Genomic DNA, 21,628 nt, shown 5'->3' with positions numbered 1-21,628 from the left:
AAAGATATTATGGACTGTAACCGTTTTCCGGGGCCAATGGGAACACCATCGGACCCGGAAAACACCATTCGATTCGCACGATATGAAAAATGCTTTCGCGGCTTCACCGTTGACGATTTCGCGGAGACAAGCCGGTTCAGGCTGCCAGCAGGCTCGCGGCTTCACCGAGCACGGCCACCGCGCCGGGTTCCCAAGCGCCGGCGGTGATCACCACGACGTGGTCCAGCCCCCAGGACGCGAACTCGTCGCACCGGCCGGCGAAGTCCTTTGAGGACTCCCCCGGCGCGAGCCGGGTCGCGATGGTCTTCTCGATCTCCTCGACGGGCCGTCCCACATCGGCACAGTGCCGGGCGAGGACGTCCAGCTGCGCGCGGACGGTCTTGCCTCCGTCGGGGATGTCGAAGAGGTTGCAGGCGTCGGCGTGCTGAGCGACCAGCCGCAGGGTCCGTTTCGGCCCGGTACCGCCGATGAGCACCTTCGGCCGCCGCACCGGCAAAGGGTTGTTCACCGGCCGCTCCAGTCGGTAGTGCCTGCCGACGAACTCCGACGTGTCGCCGTCCCACATCCGGCCGGCGATGCGGAGGGCCTCCTCCAGTCGTTCGAACCGTTCGGGGATCGGCGGAAGCGACAGTCCCATCGCGCGGGCCTCGTCCTCCTGGTAGCCGGCGCCGATGCCGAGCCAGGCGCGGCCCCGCGAAAGGACGTCGAGGGTCGTGACCGCCTTCACCAGCAGGGCGGGAGCCCGGAAGGTGGCGGCGCTGACCATGGTGCCGAGCCGGATCCGGGACGTCGCCGAGGCGAGGAAGCCCAGTGTCGTGTACGCCTCCAGCATCTCCGAGTCCGGCGTGCTGCCCGGCGCGGTCTGCAGGAGGTGGTCCGCGACCCACAAGGTGTCGAGCCCGGTCGCGTCGGCCGTCCGGGCGATTTCGAGAAGGTTGTCGACCAGATCGCCGGGCCAGGAGAAATCGGTGACGCTGACGCTGATTCGCATGATCTTCCTCATCTTCCGGGGGCTTCGGGGCGAGCGAAGGGGGGCGGCCCGCCGATCGGGCTCAGGTGGATGCCGGCGATGAGCCAGCGGTCGTCGTCGCGGACGAACACGTGGGTGACGCGGAACCGGCCGTCGACGCGGTTCCCCTGATGCGTGCCCTCCTGGGTGTGCACGCCGACGGACACGGCGGCCGTGCCGTGGTCGCGGACGTCGACCTCGGTCCAGTCGAGTTTCTCGGTGACCAGGTCGCCGCCGCGGTAGCGCTGCAGCCATTGCGGTTTCCCGAGTACGAACCCCAGCGGCCCGACCAGGGTGAAGTCGGCGGTGGTCATCGCGTCGAGTGCCTCCGTGTCGCCGCGGACCTCGGCGTCGGCCCAGCGGGCCCCGAGGTCGCGGATCTCGTTCTCCGTACTGCGCATGGCGTTTCCTCCGTTTCGTTCGACGCCTTCAACGTTAGATATCGAACGATTTGATGTCAAACCCTTAGATTGATGCGCTATGCTTCGGGACGTGCAGAAACCCACCGCGGCACCCATCGGGGTCGTCCTCGCCAAGACCGCCAAGTCCGTCGGGCGTGCCTTCGATCAGGCACTGGCCGCCGACGGCGGCTCACAGCCCGTCTGGCAGATCCTGATCACGCTCAAGACCCGGCGCGTGGCCAACCAGCGAGAGCTCGCGGCCGCGGTCGGCATCCAGGGCGCCACGCTCACCCATCACCTGAACGCCATGGAGAGTGCGGGCTTGATCACCCGGCGGCGCGATCCCGACAACCGGCGGGTGCACGTCGTCGAACTCACCGACGAGGGTGAAACGGTCTTCCACCGGCTGGCGAAGGCGGCGATCGCGCACGACAAACGGATCCTGGCCGGGTTCAGCGACGAAGAGATCACCACGCTGGCCGGGCTGCTCTCGCGACTCGCCGCGAACGTGGCCGCCGACGGCATCGATCAAGAAAACAGTGACTGGACGCACCCGAACGGCGACTCGGGACAGGACTAGCATCGCGGTACAAGTCGATGTCGCCTCAAGCTGGAGAACCGCAATGACCCAAGCCCCTGTCAACGTCACCGTCACCGGTGCGGCCGGCCAGATCGGCTACGCGCTGCTCTTCCGCATCGCGTCCGGTCAGCTGCTCGGCCCGGACACCCCGGTGAAGCTGCGGCTCCTGGAGATCCCGCAGGCGGTCAAGGCGGCTGAGGGCACCGCGATGGAACTCGAAGACGGCGCGTTCCCGCTCCTGTCGGGCATCGACATCTTCGACGACCCGAAGCAGGCCTTCGAGGGCGCGAACGTCGCCCTGCTCGTCGGCGCCCGTCCCCGCGCGAAGGGCATGGAGCGCGGCGACCTGCTCGAGGCCAACGGTGGCATCTTCAAGCCGCAGGGTGAGGCCATCAACGCCGGCGCGGCGAGCGACATCAAGGTCCTCGTCGTCGGCAACCCGGCCAACACCAACGCCCTCATCGCCCAGGCGCACGCGCCCGACGTCCCGGCCGACCGCTTCACCGCGATGACCCGCCTCGACCACAACCGCGCCCTCGCGCAGCTGTCGAAGAAGCTGGGCGTACCGGTGACCGAGCTGAAGAAGGTCGCGATCTGGGGCAACCACTCCGCGACCCAGTACCCGTCGATCGCGCACGCCGAGGTGTCCGGCAAGGCCGCGACCGAGGTCATCACCGACCAGGCCTGGCTCACCGACGACTTCATCCCGACCGTCGCCAAGCGCGGCGCGGCGATCATCGAGGCCCGCGGCCTGTCCTCCGCGGCGTCGGCCGCCTCCGCGGCGATCGACCACGTCCACACCTGGGTCAACGGCACCCCCGAGGGTGACTGGACCTCGGCGGCGGTCGTGTCCGACGGTTCCTACGGTGTCCCGGAGGGCCTGATCTCCTCGTTCCCGGTCACCGCCGCGAACGGCGAGTACAAGATCGTCCAGGGCCTGGAGATCGACGACTTCTCGCGCGCCCGCATCGACGCTTCGGTCAACGAGCTGGCCGAAGAGCGCGACGCGGTGAAGAAGCTCGGCCTCATCTGAGCCTGAACCACCTCACGAAGGCGGCCGTGTCCCCCGGGACACGGCCGCCTTTTCGCGGCCGATGATCGTGTCGAGGTTCGCGCGCGTGCTCTCCAGCTCGCCGATCGCGCTGTCGATCCGGGCACGCTGCTCCCGCAGGGCTTCGACCAGCTCCGGGCAATCGGGGGTCAACCAGCCGTCCTCGTCGACGATGCAGGGCAGGATCTCCAGGATCTGCGCGGTGTTCAGCCCCGCCCCGAGCAGGATCCTGATCCGCCGCACCGCCGCCACGTCGGCGTCCCCATAGACGCGATAACCACTCGGACGCCGCTCCGGAGTGAGCAGACCCTGCTCCTCGTAGTACCGCAACGCGCGCTCGCTGACGCCGGTCCGCCGCGCGAATTCCCCGATCCGCATCCGCACTCCCCGGACTTGACTCTCACGTGGATGTCAAGGTTTAGCTTAGCCGCCATGACCACCGTGACCGTCCTCGGACTCGGCCCCATGGGACACGCCCTCGCCGCCGCGTTCATCGCCGCCGACCACCCCACCACCGTCTGGAATCGCACCCCTGGCAAGGAAAACGGCCTCGACGCCGCCGTCGCCGCGACCGCCGCCGAAGCGATCACGGCCGGCCCGCTCGTGATCGTCTGCGTGCGCGACTACACCGTCGCGCGATCGATCCTCGACACCGACGCACTCAAAGGCCGCACCCTGGTGAACCTCAGCGGCGGCTCACCGGAACAGGCCCGCGCGATGGCGGAATGGGCCGCCGGGCACGGCATCGACTACCTCGACGGCGTCATCATGGCGACCACCGACGCCATCGGCGGCCCGGACGCCGCCCTGTTCTTCAGCGGCCCCGCCGACGTCTACGAAACACACCGGCCCACACTGGCCGCGCTCGGCGAGAACGTGCTGTACGTCGGCGACTCCCCCGGCCGGGCCGCCGCCTTCGACGCGTCGTTGCAGGACATGCTCTGGACGTCGATGAGCGGCGTGATCCACATGTTCGCGCTCGCCAAGGCGGAAGGCATCCCCGCCGCCGACATCGCCGAACACGCCAAGGCACTCCTCGGCTTCTTCCCCGCCATGATCGACCTGCTCGCCGAACAGGTCACCACCGAGAACTACCCCGGCGACGCGGGCACCCTCCACGCCACCGCCGCGACGATGGACCACATCCTCGACGCGATCCGCGCGCAAGACCTCGACAACGGCGTCCTGTCCGCCGCCCGCGCCGAAGTGCGGCGAGCCATCGACGCGGGACACGGGGAAGACGGATTCGGCAGGCTCGCCGCACTTCCGTGAGAGCCGGGGCGAACTGGCCTGGTCTCGTGTGTGGTGAGGACGGTTAGAACCGGCCTCACCACACACGACACAATGGGCCCGTGCACCTCGACGCGCTCCTCACCGGCCAGCCCTCGGAAGTCCTCACCAGGGCCCTCGAGCTTTCCCAAGCCGAGCGGAAAGCCCTCGTCCCCGAACTCCTGGCCACCTTCAAGGACAGCCGCGAGTTCGTCGAGATCAAGCCCGACACCTACGGCGCCCGCAACCCGCTCAGGGCCCAGCAAGCCGCGACCGCCCTCTGGACCGCCCTCCCCGCGAGCGACCCCCTGCTGCGCAAACTCTGGATCGCCTCGCCCACGATCCTCGAACGCGTCCTCCATGACCGCTCGCTCACCGAACGCAAGACGATCGCGCTGCGCATGATCGGCCACCACACCGCCTGGGAAACCGTCCGCCGCATGATCCTCGACGGCGACCTCGAACCCATCCGGACACCGGAGTACCACGCCGGCTGGTTCCGGTGGGCCGGACGCTTCGGCGGGAAACCACTCGCCGAACGGCTCCGGACCGAACGCGAAGCCCTCACCGAGATCTGGGAACTGCTCACGATCGAAGGCAACGGCGACGGCAGCTTCGCCGCCTTCGACAAGTACGTCCGCGACGAGGACAAATGGTCCACCGCGCTGCTCGAACTCACCGGAACCGGCGAACTCGACCGCACCCGGCTCCTCGACCTCACCCTCGACGTACTCGCCCGCGACTTCGCCGCCTTCCGCGCCCAGTGGTACGCCGCGCTCCACGAAGCGCTCGCCCCCACCCCGGACGAACGCACCGCGGCGCAGCACCGCTATGCCCGGCTGTGCGGAAGCAGCCTCCCCCGCACCGTCTCCTTCGCCGTCAAAGCACTGTCCCTTGTGGACAAACAGGGCACGCTCGACGACGAAGTCGCCCTCCAGCACCTCCCCGCCGCAGCAGCCGGACGCGGCGCCGCCACCGCCAAACTCGCACTCAAACTCGCCGGCCGCATCGCCGACCGGCGACCCGAACTCACCGACCTCGCCAACGAAGTCTTCGAAGCGGCACTCACCCACGAAGCCTCCGACGTCCGCGCCATCGCCACCACCCGGCTCGGTGTCACCCCGGAGGCGCCGCCCGTCATCGAGACCGCCGAGTACCCGGAACCCACCCGAACACCGTGGCACCAGCGCGAAACACTCACCACCCCGCTCGAAATCCCCGACACTCCCGCCGCGGTCGCCGAAGCCCTCTCCTCCCTCCTCGCCGACCCCGACCAGGCCGACCTCCTCCTGGCCACCCTCGACGGCGCCCACCGCGTCGCGGGTGAACTCCAGGACGCCCTCAAACCGCTGGTGAAACGCGCCGCGCGAATCGCCGCCCAGCAGTACAGCGCGGCGGTGCCGAAGATGATCGCCACGCTCGTCCTCGGCCTCACCGGCCGCGACGTCGCCCCTCTACCGCAGGTCGACGGCTGGCGCCGCCCCCTCCACCACCGGATCACCGCCCTCCTCGACGGCACCGCCGTCCCCGTCTCCGCCGCCACCCATCAAGGCGGCTGGCTCGACCCCGTCGTCTTCGTCGCCCGCATGCTCGAACACCCGGACGCGGCGGAGGACGACGTCGCCGACGCACTGCTCCGTCTCGCCCCCGACACAAGGCCCGCGGCCCTCGCGCTCGCCACGGAACTCACCGGACCGCACGCCGACACCATCCGCTACGCCCTCGGCGGGCCGCCCATCGACGACACAGGCTGGACCGCCCTCGCCGCAGCCCGCGCCCGGCACCCCGAATCCGCCGACCCCGCCGCCGCGCTCCGCGGCGAACCCGGACCGCCCATCACCTGGACGCTGAAAGCCGGTCTTACCGACTACGGCTCGAACACACTGGACATCGAACGAACCCCGGAACCCGCCGCGCAGGAGGTTCCCTGGCTGGGCACGCCCTTCGAGAACCGGGCCCCCGAGTGGCTCGGCTTCACTGAATGCCACGAAGCGGTCTCCTCCCCCTACGACCGCGACCACCTCGAAGCCACCGTCGCCGGAAACCTGTACTTCAACGACATCGAAGTCGGCTATCCCGTGGAGAAGGCCGCGCTGCCTCCGTTCCTCGACAGCCCCTCGGTCCCGGGCATCCCCGGCACGATGCTCCTCGCCACCACCCTCGCGCTGAAACGCCCCGCCGCCGTCCAGCTCGGCACGGACGCCGTGCTGACCCTGCTGGACCGTCGGATGCTCGGCCCCCGCGCACTCGGCTTGGCGCTGGGCGCACTCGGCCCGCAGCTCATCATCACGCGACTGGCGCCCCGGCTCTCGGTCATCGCGAACGAACACCCGATCGCCGTACTGTCCACACTGGACACATTGCTGCCGAAGCTGGAGCCCTCACACCGCGGCATCTTCGCGCTGCTGGAACTCGCCGCGGACCTCGTGGACCGCGGCGCGGGCACGATCAGCGCCGAAACGAAGGAGTGGCTCACCGGCTTCAAGGGCAGTTCGAAAGCGGCGAAGGCGGCGTCACGACTCAGCGGCTGACATCCGGGCCGCCAGCACATGCGAACAAGGCCCTCGGTTCTCCTGATGCTTGGCCCACCATGCACACGTGCATCCGGCGGGCGAAAGCCGGACGCGCTGCACCGAGGCGGCACGGGTGATCTCGTAGCCACCGTCCGGCAACTTCCGGACGGCTCCGGCAGCGAGCAGCTCACGGGCTTTCGCCAGCCGGCCGTTCGCCGGAGCGGCCCCGCTAGGCAGCTCACGCGGGAACCACGTGCCGTCGACGACGTCGTGACCGGCGCGACCCGCGACGAGTTCCGGCGCATCGAGACCCGCCGCCAGCGCGTTCAGCCAGCCGCCTTCACCCGAGAAACCACGGGACGGCTCCGGGGACAACGTGACGACGAGCCGCGCTCGCTCCAACCGCAGCACCCAGGTCGCGACCTCGCTGTCCGGTCGCGTGTAGACGGTCAGCCCCTGAGCGAACCGGACGAGCGGCTCGACGACCCGCAACCGATGGAGCCCGGTCGCCGGGATCGAATCCCGCCCCGGCCGTGACGTCAGGCGGAGCCCACGGCCCGACGCCACCGCCCACGACTGGCCGACCGACGTAGGCAGCCTCCGCAAGAAGTTCCGTGTCTCCGCCTTGTCCAGCTCCGCCTTCTCGATCGCTCCCGCCGTGACGGCGGCGACCTCGGCGAACCCCGACACCCAGCGATCCGGCAGCGGCACCACGGACTCGTCGTTCTGCCCGTCGAGAGTGCGGAGCCGGATCCCCTCGCCACGAACGGTCAAATGCAACGGATCCTGGGCGACGACCCCGGCCAGAACGGTTCGCGTCGCCTCGGACAGGTCCACATTGGTGCAACCCTCGCCGAGGTCACCCGCTTCCAGCAGATCCAGCCTGGCGTACAGGCCACAGCACGGCGAGAAAGCCTCCGCGCGCAACGTCGTCCGGTCCGCGGTGAACACCGGATCGGACTCGGCGATCAGCCGGTTCACCATGGACGGAGGCATCCAGAACCGGGTGCGGGCGACCTTCCCGAGCACGAGCAGCGCCTGGGCCGCCTGTGCTCCGGGCTCCAGAAAACCCTGGAAGAGCACGGACGTCGGGGCGTCCTCTTCCAGCTGCTCCAGTAAGACCTCGGTGATCACCGGACAACCCTAGCCAGGGCCTCCGACAGTCTTTGCGGGTTTTGCAATGGAGCTGAAGTTGATCTTGTTCAAAGCCCAGCCGAATAGGTCGTTATACACTTTGAGTCTGACGACGCCGGTACGCGCGTTGCTGGCACGCCCGCGAGCAGTAGTCCCGAGGCCGGCCCCGCCCTCCCCCGTCCAACGGCTTACCGCAGACGACGCACTCCCCTCCCCCGGTTTCGTCACTGATTACCTCACTCCCCTGGCTTTGGACGAGCGTCTCTACACCGTCGAGGGTTCGCCGCAGCCCGAATTCGAAGGCGTCCAGCGGAGCATCCATTCCCCCGGCCTTCCACAGCCGCTCCAACGCCGGATAGCGGTCCAGACGCTCGAAGAGTGACTCGCGTTCGCTCCACCAGCGCTCATGGGTCACCCCCGTGCGCCGCTGGAGTTCCGCGGCCTCCCCCGCCTGACGTGCGGCCGACTCGACGAATCCGCCCACCAGGTTCACCACCGCGATCACCTGCGCCGGCGCCAGACCGCTACGCGAGGCCACGTCCAGCGCATGGTCATAGCCGGCCATGATGTTCGGCCCCGGCAGGCGGCGGGACCCGGCGCTGTGGACCAGCCACGGATGCCGGTGATACCTCTCCCAGGCCAGTCGCGCCCAACGTTCGAGGCCCGCTCGCCAGCCGAGCCCGTCCGAAGACCCCATCGGGAACTCGCCGTACACCGCGTCCCGCATGAGTTCCACCAGTTCCGCCTTGCCGGGGACGTACCGGTAGAGCGACATGGTGGTGGTGCCGAACCGTTCCGCGACCTTGCGCATCGACAGCGACGCGAGCCCTTCAGCGTCCGCGACCTCGACGGCCGCCGCGACGATCCGGCCGAGGCTCAATCCGGGCCGCTCCGGCTCGGAGGCCCCCCACAGCAGTTCGATCGCGCGCTCCGGATCCGGCTGCGCGTCGTCTTCCGCCACCCGCTACTCCCTTGACGCTCTTCGCTCGTTCGTGTTTAGCTGATAAACCTCAGTATATCCCATATACCTCTCGCAGGAGCGCTTCAGCATGCCCGAAATCAGGTTCTTCGTATCTCCGGACGGCAGCGACGGCTGGCCTGGCACCGCCGACCGGCCGTTCGCCACGCCGAAAGCCGCCCAGAAGGCGGTCCGCGCCGCGACGGCCACCATGACCGGTGACGTCATCGTTTCCTTCACGACGGGCGTCTACCGACTGGACGAACCCCTTTCCTTCGCCGACACACAAGCCGATTCCGGCTCGAACGGCTTCCGCGTGATCTACCAGGCACACGGCTACGGAACAGCCGACCAGGCAAAGGTCGAACTGAGTGGCGGCCGCGAGATCACCGGCTGGTCGACAGGCGACGACGGCGCCTGGACCGCGCCGATCGGCGACCTGGCACCGCGACGGCTCACCGTCGACGGCAAGCCCGCGGCCCGGGCAGCCCGCGCGGACGGGCTCCCGGGAAGCGTGACGAAAACAGCCACTGGTTACGTCACGGACAGCGTGGAGCCTCAATCGTGGCCGGACCCCTCCGGGCTGGAGTTCGTGTACCCGGGCGTCTATCCGTGGTCCGAAGCCCGGCTCGCGGTCGCGTCCATCTCCGGCGACGCCTCCTCGACCACGATCACGATGGCTCAGCCCGCCTTCGACAACGCCAAATCCCTCTACGACGCCAAGTGGTACGGCGCCGGTGGCGACGGTGCCTGGGACGGCCTCGCCGCGCCGTCCACGCTCGAGAACAACCTGGCCTTCCTGACCGAACCGGGAACCTTCGCCGTCCGCCGCACCGACACAGGCGATCACGTCCTCCACTACCGCCCGCGGCCCGGCGAGAAGATCAACGAGACCAGTGTCGTCGCTCCGATGCTCGAAACGCTCATCAGCGGACGAGGCGTCCACGACCTCGTGCTACGCGGCTTCACCTTCACCGACGCGACCTGGTCCGGTCCCGACCGCACTGGCGGCTACCTGCACTATCACGGCAACGCACGCTACGAACGGGGCGACTTCCAGAAGATCGACCTCGGCGCGGACGTGGGCTACGTCCATGTGCCCGCCCAGCCGGTCCAACTGCCCGCCAACGTCAGCCTCACGTCGGTCAGCCGCGTCTCCCTCGAAGTCAACCACTTCACCCGACTCGGCGCGGGCGGTCTGCTGATCGAGGACGCCACCGACGTGCGGATCCTGTCGAACGTCTTCGACGAGATCTCGGGCAGCGGGATCGCCGTCCACGCGAGCACCCGGGTCGCGGTCGAAGACAACCTCGTCCACCACATCGGCACCGAGTACCGAGGTTCGCCCGCCGTCCTCGTCGTCGAGTCCGCGGAGACCTCCGTGGCACACAACGAGATCCACGACGTCCCGCACAACGGCATCGTGATCACCGGCGGCGAGTACGCCAAGGGCACGCAGGTGATCTCGAACCTCGTCGAGCGCAGCATGGGCAAGCTCATGGACGGCGGCGGGATCTACCTGTCGGCACCACAGGGCTCGTCGTTCGCCGGCGGGGCGCTGGTCCGCGGCAACGTCATCCGCGACGTCCTCACTTCGTACAACTTCGGCCTCTACACCGACTACGGCGCGGTGTGGATCACCGTCCTCGGCAACATCGTCCACCGGGCCGACACCCCGATCGTGCTCCAGGTGGGCCCGCCGATGGAGAACGTCGCCTTCATCGGCAACTTCTGGGACGCCCTGCCCGACGGCTACGACACCCCGCCCGAGACGGTGACCGTGGCCGGGAACACGGTGCTGCCCAAGGAGAGTTTCGACGAGGCAGTCCGGGCGGACCCGGCGGGCGCGGACATCCTCGCGCGGGCGGGCCGCCGAGGTCTGGAACGATGATCACCGCTCCTGCCGGGCGCGAGTCCGGCAGGAGCCGCTCCGGCCACGATCATCGAGGAGACCACGCGCGATGCCGACCCAGACCACGGAAGCCACCGGGACCCGCCGACGGCTCGCGCGGATCGCGACCGAGGTGCTCGCTCCCTGGGTCTGGGTGCTCGGTCTCCCGCTGATCGTCGCCTGGAAGGTCACCGGATACCACGTCGGCGAGACAGTGCTCTGGGGTCTCGTCGTCGGCGTCACCGGCTCGCTGATCCCGATGGCCGTGATCGTGCGCGGCGCCAGGAAGGGCAAGTGGGACAGCCACCATGTCACCGATCGCGCCGGACGGCTCGTCCCGTTCGCGGTCTGCATCGGCTCGCTGACCGCCGGCTTCGTCGTCCTGATCGCCGGCGGCGCCCCGCACGAGATGATCGCGCTCGCGGCCGCCGAACTCGTCTGCCTGGTCGCCGCGCTCGCGATCACCTTCGGGCTCGAATTCAAGATCTCGATGCACGCGATGGTGGCGGCGGGTGCGGCCGTGATGCTGATCCGCGTCTACGGCCCCTGGCTCGCCTTGGTCTTCCTCGGCGTCGGCTGGGTCTGCTGGTCCCGCGTCGAACTCGGGGATCACACCAAAGCCGAGGTCACGGCCGGGATGGCCACCGGTGTCGTCCTCGGCGGCGGTGTTTACCTGTTGCTTGATGCGATTTTGGCCTGAGCCCCACCGTATAGGTCGTTATACACTTAACGGAGCCGCTTGATGCCTTCGACGAGCTCGGCGACGTCGTTCGCGGCGGCGAAGCCGAGCCGGAGGAACGGTCCGGCCGGCTCGGCGGCGAAGAACCGGTCCCCCGCGCCCACCACGACTCCCCGCTCCCTCGCCGCGCGAGCGACCGCGTTCGCATCACTCCCCGCCGGCAACCGCACCCACAGATGCAATCCGCCCTCGGGCAACCGCGCGACAGTCCACTCAGGACACTCCCCCGCCAGCGTCGCGGCCGCCTTTCCGCATCGCTGCCGCAGTTCGGAGCCCAGCTTCCGCACGTGACGTTCCCAGGACGGCGCGCTGAGCAGTTCGAGGGCCGCCTCCTGCAGCGGACGGGAGACGAAGAAATCGTCGACCCGCCGGATCGCCTTCATCCGGTCGAGAACGGGTCCACGCGCGATCAGCGCCCCGATCCGGAGGCTCGGCGCGGCGGCTTTGGTCACCGACGTCAGATGCACGACCGTGCCGTCGCGATCGTCGGTGATCAGCGGACGCGGTGCCGTGGCTCCATGCGAGAGGTGCCGCGCGAAGTCGTCCTCCAGCACGAAAGCGCCCGCCGCGCGCGCCACCTCGAGGACGTGAGTGCGGCGTTCCGGCGTGAGCACGGTCCCGGTCGGGTTGTGGAAAGTGGGCTGGCAGTAGAAGAGCCGGGCGCCGGTCATCGCGAACGCCTCCGCCAGCAGATCCGGCCGGACCCCGTCGTCGTCGAGGGGAACCGGCACCGGGCGGAGCCCCGCCGCCCGTGCGGCGGCGAGCGCTCCCGGATAGGTCGGCGATTCGACGAGGACCGGGCTGCCGGGCGCCGCGATCGCCCGGAACGCCATGGAGAGCCCGCTCTGGCCGCCGGCGGTGATCAGGACGTCGTCCGGTGACGCACCGGCCGGGCCTGCGAACACCGACCTCAACGCGGCCAGTCCGGAAGCGGGGGCCCGATCCCAGGAATCCGGACGGCGCCCCGCCCGCGCGAGCGCCGCGCTCAGGAAACGGGTCGCCTGCAGTGATCGGTGTGGATATCCGCCGTCGAGCAGGATCGCGCCCTCCGGTGGCGGGCCGAGGACGCCGGTGAGCGATGTGGTGTCGACGCTGCGATCGGTCAGCGCGACGGTCTGCCACGCCGTGTCGAGTGGCCCGTCCGCCGTCGACGGCCTGGCCGCCACATACGTCCCGCTTCCGGGGCGGGTCACGACAGCGCCCTCGGCCGCCAGCAGAGCGATCGCGCGCGAGACGGTCACCGGGCCGACTCGGTAGCGCTCGATCAGCTCGCGGCTGCTGGGCAACCGGTCCCCCGCGGCCGCCGTGCGGATCAGGGAACGCAACTGGAGAACGAGTGCGGAAGTGCTACTATCCGACATGAAAGACCATGATAGTGCTACTGGAAATCGCACGGAATCACTACTGGACATTCCCGCGCTGCGGGCCGATACACCGGGCAGCGAGAAGGTCGTCCACTTCAACAACGCGGGCTGCGGACTGCTGGCGAAGCCGGTACTGGCCGCCATGCTCGATCATCTGAATCTCGAAGCCGAGTTCGGCGGCTACGAGGCCGCCGCGGCACGGTCGGATCAGGTCGCCGGCTTCTACCGCGAGACCGCCGCGTTGATCAACGCTCGGCCCCGCAACATCGCCTTCGCGGCGAGCGCCACCCACGCCTACTCGACCGCGCTTTCCTCGATCCGGTTCGAGCCCGGCGACATCGTGCTCACCACCCGCAACGACTTCATCTCCAACCAGATCGCGTTCCTGTCGCTGCGGAAGCGGTTCGGGGTCGAGATCGTGCACGCACCGGACACGCGGGAAGGCGGTGTCGACGTCGAGGCCATGGCGGCCCTGATGCGCACGAGGAAACCTAAACTGGTCGCCGCCACGCATATCCCGACCAACTCGGGGCTCGTCCAGCCGGTCGCCGAGATCGGGCGGCATTGCCGGGAGCTCGGTCTGCTGTATCTGGTCGACGCCTGCCAGTCGGTCGGCCAGTACCCCATCGACGTCGAAGAGATCGGCGCCGACCTGCTCACTTCGACGTGCCGCAAATTCCTGCGTGGCCCACGCGGTTCGGGGTTCCTGTTCGTGTCCGACCGGTTCCTCGAAGCCGGGCACGAGCCGCTGTTCATCGACATGCACGGCGCCCGCTGGAGCGCGCCCGGCACGTATGAACCCGCGAAGTCGGCTTCCCGGTTCGAGGAATGGGAATTCCCTTACGCCACCGTGCTCGGCTGCGCGACGGCGGCGAGGTATGCCCGTGAGGTCGGCCTGGAGGCGATCTCACGACGCACCCCCGCGCTCGCGGCCAGGCTGCGGGACGGTCTCCGCGCCATCGCGGGCATCGAAGTGCTCGACCGTGGCCCGGAACTGGGTGCCTTGGTGACGTTCTCCATCAAGGGCTGGGAGGCCGTGCCCTTCAAAGCGGCGATGGACGCCAGGCGGATCAACTCGGCGCTCAGCTACCGGGAGTTCGCGCAGTTCGACTTCGGGGACAAGGACGTCGACTGGTGCCTGCGGCTGAGTCCGCATTACTACAACACCGAGCGGGAAGTGGACGACGTCGCCGCGGCCGTCGCCGAACTCGCCGCCTGAACGCGGTCTCCCCGCCTGGGCACTGGGGGTGTCCGGGCGGGGAGACCGTCAGGAGGGTCAGGCCCCGGCGAGGCCGCGGCGCTTCAGCAGCGGCTCGATTTCCGGGTCACGGCCGCGGAACGCGCGGAAGGCGGCCATCGGGTCGACGCTGCCGCCCCGCCCGAGCAGTTCGCGGCGGAAGTGGTCGCCGTTCTCCCTGGAGAGCCCGCCGTTCTCGCGGAACCACTGGACGGTGTCGGCGTCGAGGACCTCGCTCCAGATGTAGGAGTAGTACCCGGCGCTGTAGCCGCCGCTGAAGATATGCGCGAAATAGGTGGTGCGGTAGCGCGGCGGCACCGCTTCCAGCGCGACCCCGGCCTTGGTCAGCGCCTCGGCCTCGAACCGCTGGACGTCGTCGACGTTGTCCTCGGTGCCCAGCGCGTGCCACGCCTGGTCGAGGAGCGACGCCGCGAGGTACTCGGTGGTCGAGAAACCTTCGCCGTACTGCTGCGACGCCAGGAGCTTGTCGATCTGCTCCTGCGGCAGCGGCTCGCCGGTCACGTGGTGCTTGGCGTAGTTGGCCAGCACCTCGGGCCACAGCATCCACATCTCGTTGACCTGCGAGGGGTACTCGACGAAGTCACGCGGGACGTTGGTGCCGGAGAACATCGGATACTCGACGTCGGAAAGCAGCGAGTGCAGCGCGTGCCCGAACTCGTGGAACGCGGTGACGACCTCGTCGAAGGTCAGCAGGGTCGGCTCGCCCGCCGGCGGTTTGGCGACGTTGAGCACGTTCACCACGACGGTCTTGGTGCCCAGGAGCTTCGTCTGGTCGACGAAGTTGTTCATCCAGGCGCCGCCGCGCTTGGAGTCGCGGGCGTAGTAGTCGAGCAGGAACAGGCCGAGTTCCGAGCCGTCGGCGTCGAAGACCTCGAAGATCCGGACCTCGGGGTGGTACTTCGGCAGGTCCTCCCGCTCGGTGAAGCTCAGACCGTAGAGCTTCGACGCGGCGAAGAAGACGCCATCGGTCAGCACGCGGTTCAGCTCGAAGTACGGGCGCAGCGCCGCGGTGTCGACCTCGAACCGGTCCTTGCGCACGCGCTCGGCGTAGAACGCCCAGTCCCACGGGCGCAGGACCGCGCCGGGGATGTCGGCTTCGAGGTAGCGCTGCAGTTCTTCGGCCTCCGCCTTGGCGTTGGCGACCGCGACCGGCGCGAGACGTTCCAGGAGCCCGACGGCGGCCTGAGCGGTCTTCGCGGTCTCGTCCTCGATGACGTACGACGCGTGGTCGGGGAAGCCGAGTACGGCGGCCCGCTCGGCCCGCAGGCGGACCAGTTCGGCCACGACCCCGTTGTTGTCGGACTCGTTGCCCCGGTTGCCGCGCGAGACCGACGCGGTGAAGATCCGCTCGCGCAGCGCACGATCCTCCAACGAGGCCAACGCTGCCTGCGCCGTCGGCAAGGTCAGTTTGAGGACGTACTTGCCTTCCTCGCCGGCGGTTTCGGCGGCGGTGGCGATCTCGTCCTCGCCCAGTCCCGCGAGCTCCGCGACGTCGTCGACGACCACGGCGAGTTCGTTGGTGTCCTTGAGCAGGTTCTGCTGGAAGCGGGTCGAGAGCGTCGAAAGCTGCTCGTTCAACTCGCGCAGGCGCTTCTGGTCGGCCTCGGGCAGCCCGGCGCCGGCCCGGCGCACGTCGGTGTGGTGCCGCTCCAGGAGGCGGAGCGACTCCGTGTCGAGGCCGAGTTCGTCCTTGCGCTCGAACAGGGAGTTGATCCTGGCGAACAACGCCGGGTTCAGGTTGATGGCGTCGGCGTGCGCGGCCAGCCGCGGCGCCATCTCGGCCTGCACGCGCTGGATCTCGTCGTTCGCGTTCGATCCGGCGAGGTTGAAGAACACGCTGGACACGCGGGACAGCAGCCTGCCGGACTTCTCGAGGGCGACGATCGTGTTCTCGAAGGTCGGCGGCTCCGCGGAGTTGGCGATCTCCTCGATTTCGGCGGCGTGCTCGGCAAGGCCCGCCTCGAAGGCGGGAAGGAAGTGTTCGTCGGCGATCCGGTCGAACGGCGGAAGGGCGTAGGGCAGCTCACTCGGCGCGGCGAACGGGTTGTCCTGCGAAATCATCGGTGTTGCTCCCGGGTCGTCGAATCTGCTGTTCTGGCCACCTTACGGGCAGTGAGGGGCCGGTGGATGCCGTCCGTGGCGTGACACCGCGGACGGGAGTGGTCACGCTCCGGTGGTACCGCCCACCACCGCGTCGGAGCTCTGTTTTCCCTTGCCACGCTTGGTTTTCGCCTTGGGCGGCGGTGGGGCGATACCGGCGAGGTCGCCGCCGTTGTCGTTGACGCGCAACACGAACGGACGAGTCTCGGTGTACCGGACGACCGAAACCGACGCCGGGTCGACCACGATCCGCTGGAAGGAATCGAGATGCTGGCCGAGCGCGTCGGCGAGGATCGCCTTGATCACATCGCCATGGCTGCATAAGAGCCATACCGCGTTCTCGCCGTATTTCTCGGTGATCCGGGCGTCGTGCGCGCGAACGGCCGCGACCGACCGCGCCTGCATCTCCGCCAGGCCTTCGCCGCCGGGGAAGACCGCGGCCGACGGATGCGCCTGCACGACCCGCCAGAGGGGTTCCTTGACCAGATCCTTGAGCGCGCGCCCGGTCCATTCGCCGTAGTCCACTTCGGACAAACCGGGCTCTTTGACCTTGTCCAGACCGCGTGCCTCGGCCAGCTTCGCCACCGTCTGGCGGCAGCGGAGCATCGGCGAGACCACCAGCTCGGCGAGTGGGACCGGCGCCAGGCGCTCGACGAGCGCGGCCGCCTGCGCCCGGCCGGTGTCGTCCAGGCCGACCTTGGGCGTGCGCCCGGCCAGGACGCCAGAACCGTTCGCCGTGGACTTGCCGTGGCGCAGAAGGATCACAGTACTCACGTGGCCCACCCTACGTGTCGTGCTTTGCCCCCTTCCCGCGTTTCGTCCTCTGGATGCGGTCCTTGCGCGTGCAAGGACCGCATCCAGAGGACTAAATGCGCGGGGGGTTACAGGTGCGGGCCCTCTTGGGGGTCCAGGACGCCGGTGAAGATCAGGACGAATAGCAGCGCACCGAGCACCAGCCGGTAGATCACGAACGGCACGAAGCTCTTGGTCTTGATGTACGACATCAGCCACGCGATGACGGCGTACCCGACGCCGAACGCGACCAGCGTCGCCAGGATCGTCGGCCCCCACTGCGCCGGGGCGCCGTCCTTGCCGATGTCGGTCAGCTTGTACAGCCCCGAGCCGAACACCGCCGGCAGCGCCAGCAGGAAGGAGTATTCAGCCGCCTCGGCGCGGGTGTAGCCGAGCAGGAGCCCGGCGCTCGTGGTGCCACCGGAACGCGAGACACCCGGGATCAGCGCCAGCGCCTGCGCGAACCCGAAGCCGAGACCGTGCGGCACCGTCAGGTGGTCGAGGGTGCGCTCCTGCTTCCCGATGCGGTCGGCCACCAGGAGGATCAGGCCGAACACGATCAGCGTGGTCGCGGTGATCCGCAGGTCACGGAAGGTTTCGTCGATGGCGTCCTGCAGCAGCAGGCCCAGCACCACGATCGGCAGCGAGCCGACGATGATCAGCCAGCCCAGCCGGGCGTCGGGATCCTGACGCCAGTCCTTCTTGTAGATCGAGAAGAACCAGGCGCGGAGGATCTTCCCGATCTTCGACGAGAAGTACAGGATGACCGCGAGTTCGGTACCGATCTGGGTCACCGCGGTGAACGCGGCGCCCGGGTCGTCCCAGCCGGCGAGCGCCGCGGTGATCCGCAGATGCGCGCTGGACGAGATCGGCAGGAACTCCGTGAGGCCCTGGACGAGCCCGAGGACCAGTGCTTCGAACCATCCCATCAGGCGACACCGGCCGATTCGACGGCTTCGGCGGTGACCTGGAGGGCGTGTGCGGAGCCCTCGGGATCCGGCATGGCGGGCGCGACGGTCAGCGTCGTGACACCGGACTCCGCGAAGGCCTGCATCCGCTCCGCGACGCGCTCCTTGGGCCCCAGCAGCGACGTCGCGTCGATGAACTCCAGCGGGACGGCCGCCATGGCGCCCTCGTAGTCCCTGCCCAGATACTTCTGCTGGACGTCGGCCGCTTCGCGCTCGAAACCCATCCGGCAGGCGAGCTGGTTGTAGAAGTTCTTCTCCCGGCTGCCCATCCCGCCGATGTACAGCGCCGCGTACCCGCGGACCGCGTCGGCGCAGGCCTTCCAGTCGTCACCGACCACGAGCGGGACGGTGGGGACGACGTCGAATCCGTCGAGGGAGCGCCCGGCCTTGTCCGCCCCGGCCTGGATCAGCTTCAGCTGCTCACCGGCGTGCTCGGGCGAGTAGAAGACCGGCAGCCAGCCGTTCGCGATCTCACCGGTCAGTTCGAGGTTCTTCGGGCCGATGGCGGCCAGGTACACGGGGATCTCTTCGCGCACAGGGTGCACGGTCAGGGTCAGTGCCTTGCCGGGCCCGCCAGGCAGCGGCAGCTGGAAGTGGTCGCCGTCGTACCGGACCCGCTCGCGGCTGAGCGCCTTGCGGACGATCTCGACGTATTCGCGAGTGCGGCCGAGCGGCGACGCGAACTTCACGCCGTGCCAGCCCTCGGAGACCTGCGGACCGGAAACACCGAGGCCGAGGCGGAACCGGCCGCCGGAAAGCGTGTCCAGGGTCGCGGCGGTCATCGCGGTCATCGCCGGTGTCCGCGCGGGGATCTGCAACACCGCGCTGCCCACGTCGATCCGTGAGGTCTGCGCCGCCACCCACGAGAGCACCGTCGGCGCGTCCGAACCGTAGGCCTCCGCGGCCCAGACGACCGCGTAGTCCAGTTCGTCCGCCTTCTTCGCCAATGCCAGGTTGGCCGCGTCGTTCCCCGCGCCCCAATAGCCCAAGTTCAGTCCGAGTCGCACGGCGTGAATGTATCCATCGGAGTGTCACTCCTCCGTTCAGGGTGTTGACAGCCGATGACCCGCACGGTGGTACTCGATCACGACACGCTCACCTGCTCCGCGACCCGCACTTGCCTTCCGGCTAGGCTCGCCCGTCGTGGAAAAGCGACAGCTCGGCCGGTCGGGACTTCGGGTCTCGCGGATGGCCCTCGGGACCATGACGTGGGGTGGCGACACCGACTCGGAGGAGGCGGCCAGCCAGCTGGTCGCGTTCGTCGATGCCGGGGGCACCCTGGTCGACACCGCCGACATCTACGGCGAGGGTGAGAGCGAACGCGTCCTGGGCGCGCTGCTCGGCGACCTGGTCCCCCGCGACGACATCGTGCTCGCCACCAAGGCCGTCGCCCGCCGCACCGACGGCCCGTTCGGCGGCGGAGCCTCGCGCGGTGCCCTGCTGAGCGCGCTCGAAGGCTCGCTGCGACGGCTCGGCACCGACCACATCGACCTGTGGCAACTGCACGCCTGGGACACCACCGTGCCGGTCGACGAGACGCTCGCGGCCCTCGAATACGCCGTGACCAGCGGAAAGGCCCGCTACGTCGGCGTCTCCAACTACTCGGGCTGGCAGCTGGCGACCGCCGCGGCCCGCAGTTCGGCCGTCGCCCCGCTCGTCTCGACGCAGGTCGAGTACTCGCTGCTGGAGCGCGGAGTCGATCGCGAGGTCGTCCCCGCGGCCGAGCATCACGGCATCGGGCTCCTGCCGTGGGCGCCGCTCGGCCGGGGCGTGCTCACCGGCAAGTACCGCAGCGGGACGCCCGCCGATTCGCGCGGCGCTTCGAGCGTTTTCGCGGGCTATGTCGAACATCACCGGACCGATCGCGCGGCCAGGATCGTGCAGGCGGTCGCGACGGCCGCCGACGGCCTCGGCACCTCGCCGCTGGCGGTCGCGCTGGCCTGGGTCCGCGACCGGCCCGGAGTGGTCGCGCCCGTGGTCGGAGCCCGTGACACCGGTCAGCTGACCGGCTCGCTCACCGCCGAGGACATCACGCTCCCGCCCGCCATCCGCTCGGCGCTCGACGACGTCAGCGCGATCGAGGTCGGGTACCCGGAACGCGGCCTCTGAGCCGTCTCGAATACTGGATTAGGTGACTGTTGGGTGACGCTGACGTGACGTGGTGGAGTTCCAGGAGGATGCTGGACAAGTCCGTTCGACGAATAGCAGGTGGAGGCACCAAGGTGGGTCGGCTGTCCGCCGTTTCCCGGATCGCGATCCCGCTCGCCGGTGTCCTGGTGCTCTCGTCCTGCAGTACGGACGACACGCCGAACGACTCCTTGCAGATCGTGCAGAACCCCGTCGCGGCGACGGCGGCGGTCTCCCCCGCCGTGACCGTCAAACCCGCCGGTTCGGTGTTCGCGGTGCCGGGGGTGCGGGCCCTGGTGACCGACGAGGCGAGCAAGTCGCTGGTCGTCGCCGTTTCGGAGCCGCCGTCGCTGCGTATCTACGATCTCGCCGCCTTGGACGCCCCGAAGACGACAGTGGCCCTGCCCGGTCCTGCCGAGCGCCTGACGGTCTCGGGCTCCCAAGTGCTCGCCAGCGTTCCCAGCAAGAGTCTCCTGGCGAAGGTCTCCCTGCCCGGTGGCGCGCTGGAGACGGTCCCGGTCGCGGGGCAGCCGTCGGCCGGCCTCGCCGACGGCGACGCGACGCTGGTGTCCGTCCGGGACCGCAAGGCCGTCGAGGTGCTGTCGAAGAACGCGGGACCGAGGACCATCACCGGCCAGATCTACAGCGCCGACGACGTGCTGAACACCGGTGACGGCGTGGTCGTGCTCGACAAGCTCCGCACCGCCCTGTTCGCCGTCGACCTCGCCGAGGGCAAGATCGGCGAGGGCCTGCGCGCAGGCGACGGCGCGGCCAACGCCGTCACCGACGATCTCGGCCGCGTCTTCGTCACCGACGCGCGCGCGGGCGCACTGCTGGCGTTCTCCACGACGCCGCTGCTGTTGCGCCAGCGCTACCCCGTTCCCGGCGGGGCGTACGGCATCGCCTACGACCGCACGCGCGGCCTCGCCTGGGTCACGCTCACCGAACGCAACGAGGTCGTCGGTTTCGACGTCCGCGGTGGAGAGCCGATCGAGAAGCACCGGTTCCCCACCGTGCGGCAGCCAGATTCGGTCACCGTCGACGAGCAGGGCGGCCGTGTGGTCGTCGGCTCGGCCATCGGAGAAGGGATCCAGGTGATCACGCCATGACAGTGGTGGACGAGGCGGTGGTCGAAGGGGATTGGGAGTACCGGCGGCTGCAGCTGCCTCCTGGTGTTTCCCGGCGGGCGGCGGCGACGCAGCTGTCGATCCACGCCGAGTTCGCCGGCTGGGAGCTTTCGACCGTCCGGCTCTACTCGGACGGGACCCGGAGGGTGTGGTTGCGCCGGAAGCGCACCGCTACACCGCTGCCCGGCCTCATCACCTGAGAAGCAGCCGATGATGTGGGCCCTCCCGACTGGCTCCGTGCCGTCGGGTGGTCGCTGTAGTACGTGAAGGCCCCCTTCATTGCGTCTAGCGCAGCGAAGGGGGCCTTCACGTACTTGGGAAGGTCGAGTTTCCTCGGCTGAGCCGAG

The 21,628-nt window shown here is 69.1% G+C and carries 20 protein-coding genes; 10 read left to right on the top strand and 10 right to left on the bottom strand.

Translation table 11 applies throughout. The annotated features are described in order from the left end of the window. Positions 1–136: 136 nt before the first annotated feature. Together AJAP_RS18205 and AJAP_RS18200 are read right to left on the bottom strand one after the other, a co-directional pair. The gene (locus AJAP_RS18205) at positions 137–991 is read right to left on the bottom strand and encodes an LLM class F420-dependent oxidoreductase (RefSeq protein ID WP_038523337.1); all 855 of its coding nucleotides are present in this window, start codon (positions 989–991) and stop codon (positions 137–139) included. Between the two features lie 8 nt (positions 992–999). Then, positions 1,000–1,410 carry a nuclear transport factor 2 family protein gene (locus AJAP_RS18200; protein ID WP_038513234.1) on the bottom strand — a complete coding sequence of 137 codons (411 nt, stop codon included), beginning with the start codon at positions 1,408–1,410 and terminating at the stop codon, positions 1,000–1,002. Between the two features lie 91 nt (positions 1,411–1,501). On the opposite strand from AJAP_RS18200, the gene AJAP_RS18195 reads away from it, so the two are divergent. Beyond that, positions 1,502–1,990, top strand: coding sequence for a MarR family winged helix-turn-helix transcriptional regulator (locus AJAP_RS18195; RefSeq protein ID WP_038523334.1), 489 nt, complete (start codon positions 1,502–1,504; stop codon positions 1,988–1,990). Positions 1,991–2,033: 43 nt separating this feature from the next. Further along, positions 2,034–3,023 (top strand): malate dehydrogenase, encoded by a 990-nt coding sequence (locus AJAP_RS18190; protein WP_016334432.1) that lies wholly within the window; start codon positions 2,034–2,036, stop codon positions 3,021–3,023. Between the two features lie 12 nt (positions 3,024–3,035). On the opposite strand, the gene AJAP_RS18185 is transcribed toward AJAP_RS18190, so the two are convergent. Further along, positions 3,036–3,419, bottom strand: coding sequence for a MerR family transcriptional regulator (locus tag AJAP_RS18185; RefSeq protein WP_038513232.1), 384 nt, complete (start codon positions 3,417–3,419; stop codon positions 3,036–3,038). Positions 3,420–3,473: 54 nt separating this feature from the next. Here AJAP_RS18185 and AJAP_RS18180 point away from each other — a divergent pair, with 54 nt between their 5' ends. Continuing rightward, positions 3,474–4,313, top strand: a complete 840-nt coding sequence (locus tag AJAP_RS18180; RefSeq protein ID WP_084098227.1) for an NAD(P)-dependent oxidoreductase — start codon at positions 3,474–3,476, stop codon at positions 4,311–4,313. 80 nt (positions 4,314–4,393) lie between these two features. Further along, positions 4,394–6,841, top strand: a complete 2,448-nt coding sequence (locus AJAP_RS18175) for a DUF6493 family protein (RefSeq protein ID WP_038513228.1) — start codon at positions 4,394–4,396, stop codon at positions 6,839–6,841. Here AJAP_RS18175 and AJAP_RS18170 read toward each other — a convergent pair. Both AJAP_RS18170 and AJAP_RS18165 read right to left on the bottom strand, forming a co-directional pair. Next, on the bottom strand, positions 6,824–7,957 hold the full coding sequence (locus tag AJAP_RS18170) for an SWIM zinc finger family protein (protein WP_038513226.1): 1,134 nt from the start codon (positions 7,955–7,957) through the stop codon (positions 6,824–6,826). The genes AJAP_RS18175 and AJAP_RS18170 overlap by 18 nt on opposite strands. Positions 7,958–8,048: 91 nt before the next feature. Beyond that, the gene (locus AJAP_RS18165; protein WP_038513224.1) at positions 8,049–8,918 is read right to left on the bottom strand and encodes a TetR/AcrR family transcriptional regulator C-terminal domain-containing protein; all 870 of its coding nucleotides are present in this window, start codon (positions 8,916–8,918) and stop codon (positions 8,049–8,051) included. 88 nt (positions 8,919–9,006) lie between these two features. Here AJAP_RS18165 and AJAP_RS18160 point away from each other — a divergent pair, with 88 nt between their 5' ends. Both AJAP_RS18160 and AJAP_RS18155 read left to right on the top strand, forming a co-directional pair. Further along, positions 9,007–10,806, top strand: coding sequence for a right-handed parallel beta-helix repeat-containing protein (locus tag AJAP_RS18160; RefSeq protein ID WP_038513222.1), 1,800 nt, complete (start codon positions 9,007–9,009; stop codon positions 10,804–10,806). A 70-nt stretch (positions 10,807–10,876) separates the two neighbouring features. Then, positions 10,877–11,506 carry a hypothetical protein gene (locus tag AJAP_RS18155; protein ID WP_038513220.1) on the top strand — a complete coding sequence of 210 codons (630 nt, stop codon included), beginning with the start codon at positions 10,877–10,879 and terminating at the stop codon, positions 11,504–11,506. Positions 11,507–11,532: 26 nt separating this feature from the next. Here AJAP_RS18155 and AJAP_RS18150 read toward each other — a convergent pair whose 3' ends face one another. Continuing rightward, on the bottom strand, positions 11,533–12,906 hold the full coding sequence (locus AJAP_RS18150; protein ID WP_038513218.1) for an aminotransferase-like domain-containing protein: 1,374 nt from the start codon (positions 12,904–12,906) through the stop codon (positions 11,533–11,535). Here AJAP_RS18150 and AJAP_RS18145 point away from each other — a divergent pair. After that, positions 12,905–14,128 (top strand): aminotransferase class V-fold PLP-dependent enzyme, encoded by a 1,224-nt coding sequence (locus tag AJAP_RS18145; protein ID WP_038513216.1) that lies wholly within the window; start codon positions 12,905–12,907, stop codon positions 14,126–14,128. The two genes, AJAP_RS18150 and AJAP_RS18145, sit on opposite strands and share 2 nt — an antisense overlap. Positions 14,129–14,185: 57 nt before the next feature. Here AJAP_RS18145 and AJAP_RS18140 read toward each other — a convergent pair whose 3' ends face one another. From AJAP_RS18140 to AJAP_RS18125, 4 genes are all read right to left on the bottom strand, one after another. Beyond that, a complete protein-coding gene (locus AJAP_RS18140) occupies positions 14,186–16,228 on the bottom strand; it encodes a M3 family metallopeptidase (RefSeq protein WP_038513215.1) in 2,043 nt (680 codons plus the stop codon). Between the two features lie 102 nt (positions 16,229–16,330). Continuing rightward, complete coding sequence (locus tag AJAP_RS18135; RefSeq protein ID WP_038523332.1) at positions 16,331–17,041, bottom strand: histidine phosphatase family protein; 711 nt, start codon at positions 17,039–17,041, stop codon at positions 16,331–16,333. A gap of 107 nt (positions 17,042–17,148) precedes the next feature. Further along, a complete protein-coding gene (locus tag AJAP_RS18130) occupies positions 17,149–17,988 on the bottom strand; it encodes an undecaprenyl-diphosphate phosphatase (RefSeq protein WP_037311927.1) in 840 nt (279 codons plus the stop codon). Continuing rightward, on the bottom strand, positions 17,988–19,034 hold the full coding sequence (locus tag AJAP_RS18125; RefSeq protein WP_038513212.1) for an LLM class F420-dependent oxidoreductase: 1,047 nt from the start codon (positions 19,032–19,034) through the stop codon (positions 17,988–17,990). The genes AJAP_RS18130 and AJAP_RS18125 overlap by 1 nt, the downstream gene beginning before the upstream one ends. 136 nt (positions 19,035–19,170) lie before the next feature. On the opposite strand from AJAP_RS18125, the gene AJAP_RS18120 reads away from it, so the two are divergent. The 3 genes from AJAP_RS18120 (at position 19,171) to AJAP_RS18110 (ending at position 21,481) form a co-directional block, all read left to right on the top strand. Continuing rightward, positions 19,171–20,136 (top strand): aldo/keto reductase, encoded by a 966-nt coding sequence (locus tag AJAP_RS18120; protein ID WP_038513211.1) that lies wholly within the window; start codon positions 19,171–19,173, stop codon positions 20,134–20,136. Positions 20,137–20,249: 113 nt separating this feature from the next. Then, positions 20,250–21,263 carry a YncE family protein gene (locus tag AJAP_RS18115; protein WP_038513209.1) on the top strand — a complete coding sequence of 338 codons (1,014 nt, stop codon included), beginning with the start codon at positions 20,250–20,252 and terminating at the stop codon, positions 21,261–21,263. Next, positions 21,260–21,481, top strand: a complete 222-nt coding sequence (locus AJAP_RS18110; protein WP_016334446.1) for a DUF5703 family protein — start codon at positions 21,260–21,262, stop codon at positions 21,479–21,481. The genes AJAP_RS18115 and AJAP_RS18110 overlap by 4 nt, the downstream gene beginning before the upstream one ends. Positions 21,482–21,628 lie beyond the last annotated feature (147 nt).

The organism is Amycolatopsis japonica (genome assembly GCF_000732925.1).
GTDB classification, from domain to species: Bacteria; Actinomycetota; Actinomycetes; order Mycobacteriales; family Pseudonocardiaceae; genus Amycolatopsis; species Amycolatopsis japonica.
This window is presented reverse-complemented; position numbering and strand designations above follow the sequence as displayed.

Coding starts and splice junctions, on each gene's coding strand:
- AJAP_RS18205 (WP_038523337.1), bottom strand. CDS start 991: ATGCGAATCAGCGTCAGCGTCACCGATTTCTCCTGGCCCGGCGATCTG.
- AJAP_RS18200 (WP_038513234.1), bottom strand. CDS start 1,410: ATGCGCAGTACGGAGAACGAGATCCGCGACCTCGGGGCCCGCTGGGCC.
- AJAP_RS18190 (WP_016334432.1), top strand. CDS start 2,034: ATGACCCAAGCCCCTGTCAACGTCACCGTCACCGGTGCGGCCGGCCAG.
- AJAP_RS18185 (WP_038513232.1), bottom strand. CDS start 3,419: ATGCGGATCGGGGAATTCGCGCGGCGGACCGGCGTCAGCGAGCGCGCG.
- AJAP_RS18180 (WP_084098227.1), top strand. CDS start 3,474: ATGACCACCGTGACCGTCCTCGGACTCGGCCCCATGGGACACGCCCTC.
- AJAP_RS18160 (WP_038513222.1), top strand. CDS start 9,007: ATGCCCGAAATCAGGTTCTTCGTATCTCCGGACGGCAGCGACGGCTGG.
- AJAP_RS18155 (WP_038513220.1), top strand. CDS start 10,877: ATGCCGACCCAGACCACGGAAGCCACCGGGACCCGCCGACGGCTCGCG.
- AJAP_RS18145 (WP_038513216.1), top strand. CDS start 12,905: ATGAAAGACCATGATAGTGCTACTGGAAATCGCACGGAATCACTACTG.
- AJAP_RS18150 (WP_038513218.1), bottom strand. CDS start 12,906: ATGTCGGATAGTAGCACTTCCGCACTCGTTCTCCAGTTGCGTTCCCTG.
- AJAP_RS18140 (WP_038513215.1), bottom strand. CDS start 16,228: ATGATTTCGCAGGACAACCCGTTCGCCGCGCCGAGTGAGCTGCCCTAC.
- AJAP_RS18130 (WP_037311927.1), bottom strand. CDS start 17,988: ATGGGATGGTTCGAAGCACTGGTCCTCGGGCTCGTCCAGGGCCTCACG.
- AJAP_RS18110 (WP_016334446.1), top strand. CDS start 21,260: ATGACAGTGGTGGACGAGGCGGTGGTCGAAGGGGATTGGGAGTACCGG.